The following is a 6,204-nucleotide window of genomic DNA, read 5'->3' as shown; positions in this document are numbered from 1 at the left end:
AAGATATCCAGCGTCAACGGCAGGATGATCACGAGCAGGAGCAGCAGCGACACGAAACCGATGAGTTCGGAGCGGCTGAAAAAGCGCGAGTTGATGATCATGACCCAGCTTTCTTGTTTTTTGTTGCCGTCCGCTATTTGCGGACCTTGAGCGCGAACAGCCCCTGCGGCCGCATCATCAGGATGGCGACGATCGCAAGCAGCGTGATGACCTTGGCCATCGAGCCCGACAGGAAGAACTCCAGCGTCGACTGTGTCTGCGAGATGGTGAAGGCGGAGGCAATCGTGCCGAGCAGGCTGGCTGCGCCGCCGAACACCACGACGAGGAAGGTATCGACGATGTAGAGCTGGCCCGCGGTCGGCCCGGTCGAGCCGATCATCGTGAAGGCGGATCCCGCGACGCCGGCGATGCCGCAGCCGAGCGCGAAGGTGAGGCAATCGACCTTGTCGGTGTTGATGCCGACGGCGCCGGCCATCACCCGGTTCTGCACCACCGCGCGCACCTGCTTGCCCCACCGCGACCAGAACAGCACGTAGGCAACCGCAACCGTGATCAGGATCGTCAGCACCATCACGAACATGCCGTTGATCGGGATCTGGATGGTGTCCGTGGCCTGCCACGAGCCCATCATCCAGTCCGGCAGATCGACACCGACCTCGCGCGCGCCGAATATGGAGCGGTAGGCCTGCTGCAGGATCAGGCTCAGGCCCCAGGTCGCGAGCAGCGTATCGAGCGGTCGTTTGTACAGGTGCCGGATTAGCGCCCATTCCACCAGCATACCGAGCGCACCTGAGGCGATGAACGCGAGGACCATCGCGACAAAGAAGTAGATCGGAAACAGCGAGGGCAGATATTGCTGGAAGGCTCCCGACGTCATCCAGGTGACATAGGCGCCGAGAATCATGAACTCGCCATGCGCCATATTGATGACGCCCATCTGGCCGAAAATGATGGCAAGCCCTAGCGCCATCAGTACGTAGACGGACAACAGGATCAGCCCCGCGAAGCCCTGCATCGCGAAAATGGCGCCGAGGTCGCTGAGCGAATAGTCACCAAACATGATCCGTTCTCCGTGATCAGAAAGTCACCAAGTCAGGCAGTCTTAGAAGCGGAAAGTCTTGGAAGCAGGACTCGTGAAAGCAGGAACTCTTGGGGCAGGAGGTCCTCGCGCCGCGAGTTTCGCGACGCGAGGCTCTCGAGCGTGGTCCGGGCCGGATCGGTCCACGTCAGGAAGTTCGGGAAGATGCGTGAGCGCGAGCCCCTCAATGACGATCGGTCATTGGTAGCCCTTGGGGAAGGGGTTCGGCTCGACCAGATCGGCAGTCTCGTAGATCACGTCATACTGACCATCCGTACGTGCCCGACCGACGCGCGTCTTCGACCACAAATGATGGTTCTCGTGGATGCGGACGTAGCCTTCCGGCGCGCCCTTGAACTCGACCCCCGGAGACGCGGCCGCGATCTTGTCGATGTCGAACGACCCGGCTTTTTCCGCGGTCAGCTTCCAGAGATTGGGACCGAGATAGGCCGCCTGCGTCACGTCGCCGATCACCGTCTTCTCGCCCCACATCTTCTTGAACGCGGGCACGAACAATTTGTTGTTCGGGTTGTCGAGCGACTGGAAATACTTCATGCAGGCATAGGCGCCGGCGATGTTCTCACCGCCGATGCCGTCGATTTCATCTTCGGTCACCGAGATCGTCAGCAGCGTCTGCTTCGACAAATCGATGCCGGCCGCCTTGAGCTGCTTGTAGAACGCGACGTTCGAGCCGCCGACGATGATGGCGTAGATGACGTCCGGCTTGGTCAGCTTGATCTTGTTGATCACCGAGTTGAACTGGGTGCTGCCGAGCGGGAAGTATTCCTCGCCGACCACCTTGCAGCCCGTCAGATGGTTCTCGATGTGCTTGCGCGCGATCTTGTTCGAGGTCCGCGGCCAGATGTAGTCGGAGCCGAGCAGATAGAAGGATTTGGAGCCCTTGGTCCTGTTGACCCAGTCGAGGCCGGCGAGAATCTGCTGGGTGGCTTCCTGGCCGGTATAAATGACGTTCTTGGACTGCTCGAGGCCTTCGTAGAAGGTCGGATAATAGAGCATGCCGTTATACTGCTCGAATACCGGCAGCACCGCCTTGCGCGAGGCCGACGTCCAGCAGCCGAATACAGCGGCGCATTTGTCGTTGACCAGGAGCTTCTTCGCCTTTTCGGCGAAGGTCGGCCAGTCGCTGGCGCCATCCTCCTGAATGAACTTGATCTTGCGGCCGAGCACGCCGCCCTGCTCGTTGATCTGGGAGATGGCGAGCTTTTCCGCCTCCACCGAGCCGGTCTCCGAGATCGCCATGGTGCCGGTAACCGAGTGGAGGATGCCGACCGTCACTTCACTATCAGTGACCGCAAGACCCGTGGTGTTGACCGCGGAAGTTGCGGGCGTGTCGGCAAAGGACGGCCGCGGCAGCATCGTGATGGCCGGCAAGGCGGCCATTCCCATCAACAGCTTGCGCCGAAGTGGCGACTTGAGGCCCGGTTTGATTTCGTCTGACATAAACACCCCATTTCGGTTCGAGGACACGCGTTAAGTTCGAAACAGGATTGCTGAAATTATGCGCTGCCCTGATACGCAAGATCGCGTATATTGCACCGCAAAATAGCGACGTAGGTTTGGCCCGGGTCTTGCGAGGCTTGCGTATTGGGAAGCTGACCAGAGATCTTCGGCAGGAGTTGACATAGGTGGCAGGGCGACAGCGGATAGACCGCGTCAGGCGCCAATATAATCAATGGGTTGCCAATCAGACGTTGGAAGATTATGCGCTGCGCTTTACCGCCAAAAGCGCGCGGCGCTGGTCCGCCGCCCGCGTCGCGAATACCGCGCTCGGCGCCATCTCGTTCCTGGCGCTGGAGGCGATCGGCGGCACCATCACGCTCAACTATGGGGTCACCAACGCGACCGCGGCGATCCTGGTCGTCAGTGTCATCATCTTCTGCTGCGGCCTGCCGATCGCCTATCATGCTGCAAAATGCGGCATCGACATCGACCTGCTGACCCGCGGCGCGGGCTTCGGCTATATCGGCTCGACCATCACCTCGCTGATCTACGCGTCCTTCACCTTCATTTTCTTTGCCATCGAGGCGGTCATTCTCGCCTCCGCGCTCGAGATGTGCTTCGGCATCCCGCGGCCGGTGGGCTATCTGATCAGCGCCGTCGTCATCATTCCGCTCGTCACCCACGGCATCACGCTGATCAGCCGCTTCCAGTTGTGGACACAGCCGCTGTGGGTCGTGCTTCACATCCTGCCCTTTGCCGCCATCGCCTATGCCGATCCACGCGCCTTCGCCGAGTGGACGAGTTTCACCGGCGCACCCGGCGAGCCCGGCGGCCATCTCGATCTTCTGCTGTTCGGCACCGCCGCCTCGGTGGTGTTCTCGCTGGTGGCGCAGATCGGTGAACAGGTCGACTTCCTGCGCTTCCTGCCCCGCGATCGCCGCACCTCGCGCAAATCATGGTGGATCGCCATGGTGTGCGCCGGCCCCGGCTGGATCGTGCTCGGCGCGCTGAAACTGCTGGCGGGCTCGTTCCTGGCCTACTTCGCCCTGAGCCATGGCGTGTCGGCCGAACATGCGGCCGAACCGGCCTACATGTACCTCGAGGCCTTCCGCTACGTGCTGTCGCAGCCGCAACTCGCGCTGGCGCTGACCGGCACATTCGTGATCCTGTCGCAGCTCAAGATCAACGTCACCAACGCCTATGCCGGCTCGATCGCGTGGTCGAATTTCTTCTCGCGGCTGACCCACAACCATCCCGGCCGCGTGGTCTGGCTGGTCTTCAACGTGCTGGTCGCACTGCTCCTGATGGAGATCGGCGTCTACAAGGCGCTGGAGCAGACGCTGGCGCTTTATTCCAACGTCGCCATTGCCTGGGTCGGAGCGCTGGTCTCCGATCTCGTCGTCAACAGACCGCTCGGCCTGCGTCCGCAGCAGATGGAGTTCAAGCGCGCCCATCTCTACGACATCAATCCGGTCGGCGTCGGTGCGATGACGATTGCGACCGTGGTCTCCATCACGGCGTTCTACGGCGTGTTCGGCCCGACCACCAAGGCACTGTCGGCATTCGTCGCCTTGACGGTGGCCTTCATCACCGCCCCCCTGATCGCCTATCTGACCGGCGGCAAGTATTACATCGCGCGCAAACCGAAACGCAGCTGGCAGAACATCGAGGCGATCCAGTGCTGCATCTGTGAGCATACGTTCGAGCCTGAGGACATGTCCTCCTGCCCGGCCTATGCGGGCCCGATCTGCTCGCTATGCTGTTCGCTCGACGCCCGTTGCCACGATCTCTGCAAACCGCACGCGCGGGTGCAGGCACAGGTTGCCGAAACCTTGGGCAAATTGCTGCCGCAGCCGATCTACGCCAGGATCAACTCGCAACTCGGCCACTATATCGGCGTGTTCCTGGTCGCCGCCGGCCTGGTCGCGCTGACGCTCGGCCTGATCTACCTGCAGACATCGGCCGCCGTCCCGATCGACAAGGTGGTTGTCTCCAGCGTGCTGTGGAAGGTGTTCTTCGCGCTGACCATCATCATCGGCGTGGTCGCGTGGCTGTTCGTGCTGGCGCAACAGAGCCGGCGCGCGGCCGAGGACGAGACAAGGCGGCAGACCGCGCTGCTGATCCAGGAAATCGACGCGCACAAGCGAACCGACGCCGAGTTGCAGCGCGCCAAGGAGGTTGCCGAATCCGCCAACCTCGCCAAGAGCCGCTACGTGGTGGGCTTGAGTCATGAGCTACGCTCACCGCTGAACGCCATCTCCGGCTACGCCCAGTTACTGGAGCAGGACACCACGCTGCAGACCAAGCCGCGCGATCAGGTGCGCGTGGTCCGCCGCAGCGCCGATCATCTCTCCGGGCTGATCGACGGCATCCTCGATATATCCAAGATCGAGGCCGGGCGGCTTTATCTGTCGCGGGACGAGGTTCGCCTCAGCGAATTCATCGAGCAACTGGTCGGCATGTTCCGGGTGCAGGCAGTGGCCAAGGGCATCGATTTCGTCTTCAGGCGGCCGCCGGTGCTGCCGCTCGTGGTCTACGCCGACGAAAAACGGCTGCGCCAGATCCTGATCAACCTGTTGTCGAATGCGATCAAGTTCACGCAGACCGGCAGCGTGCATTTCATCGTGCACTACCGCAGCCCGGTCGCCGAGTTCGAGGTGACCGACACCGGTCCAGGCATCCAGCCCGACGATATCGAACGCATCTTCGCGCCGTTCGAACGCGGCGCGCTGGGCGTCGCGCAGCCGCAGACCGGCACCGGCCTTGGCCTGACCATCAGCCGCCTGCTGGCGGGCGTGATGGGAGGCGACATCAAGGTGACGAGCAAGGTCGGCGTCGGCAGCACGTTCCGCGTCAAGATCCTGCTGTCGGAAGTCACCAATCCGACGCGCCATGCGCCGGTCGAGGCTCCCGTCTCCGGCTATCACGGCGCGCGCAAGACCATCCTGGTCACCGACGACGATCCCGTGCAGCGCGACCTGCTGCGCGAAGTGCTCACGCCGCTCGGCTTTATCTTGCTCAGCGCGCCGGACGGGCCCGCCTGCCTCACGCTTGCCCAACATTGTCGGCCTGATCTGTTCCTGCTCGATATCTCGATGTCCGGGATGGATGGATGGAAGGTAGCGGAGACGCTGCGCAGGACCGGTCACCACCAGGCCCGTATCCTGATGGTTTCGGCCAGCGCGCTCGAAGCCCACGGCACCCCGCTGGCGCAACCGTTCCATGACGGCTATCTGATGAAGCCGATCGACATCCCCCGCCTCCTGGAAACCATCCGCCAATTGCTGAAGATCGATTGGACCTATGAGACCGATCAGGTCGCGGTGCCGCGCTGGCGCCCGGATGGCGGCTCGCGTCCGCCGGTGAAACATATCGAGGAGCTGATCGGGCTCGGGCAGATCGGCTATATCCGCGCCATCCAGGTCAAGCTGGACGAGATCGGCAGCAATTATCCCGAACATGCCGATTTCGTCGCGCAGATGCGCTCGCTGGTCGACCGTTTCGATCTCGACCAGTACATGGCAACCCTGAAAACCCTGCATGCGTATGAACACTGACCCCAAAAAGCGCGACGTCGCGCTCGTCGTCGATGACTCGCCGGAGACGCTTCGCCTGCTCACCGATGCGCTCGATGGTGCCGGCATGACGGTGATGGTCGCGCTCGA

General features: G+C 62.1%; 3 protein-coding genes and 1 pseudogene. 2 read left to right on the top strand and 2 right to left on the bottom strand.

The window, feature by feature from the left end:
- Window positions 1-133 precede the first annotated feature (133 nt).
- Window positions 134-1,060: an urea ABC transporter permease subunit UrtB gene (gene urtB / locus WCB02_RS11190; protein WP_423958212.1), complete on the bottom strand. Its 927-nt coding sequence runs from the start codon at window positions 1,058-1,060 to the stop codon at window positions 134-136.
- A 216-nt stretch (window positions 1,061-1,276) separates the two neighbouring features.
- On the bottom strand, window positions 1,277-2,539 hold the full coding sequence (gene urtA / locus WCB02_RS11185; protein ID WP_423958211.1) for an urea ABC transporter substrate-binding protein: 1,263 nt from the start codon (window positions 2,537-2,539) through the stop codon (window positions 1,277-1,279).
- A gap of 185 nt (window positions 2,540-2,724) precedes the next feature.
- Between urtA and WCB02_RS11180 the strand changes: the two genes are divergently transcribed.
- A complete protein-coding gene (locus WCB02_RS11180; RefSeq protein ID WP_423958210.1) occupies window positions 2,725-6,096 on the top strand; it encodes a hybrid sensor histidine kinase/response regulator in 3,372 nt (1,123 codons plus the stop codon).
- Window positions 6,086-6,204 (top strand): annotated as a pseudogene (locus WCB02_RS11175) (DNA-binding response regulator); the annotation flags it as partial. The gene WCB02_RS11180 and the pseudogene WCB02_RS11175, both read left to right, overlap by 11 nt.

The organism is Bradyrhizobium sp. (genome assembly GCF_049581145.1).
Lineage (GTDB): Bacteria > Pseudomonadota > Alphaproteobacteria > Rhizobiales > Xanthobacteraceae > Bradyrhizobium.
The sequence above is the reverse complement of the archived record's forward strand: the minus strand, read 5'-3'. Positions and strand labels throughout refer to the sequence as shown.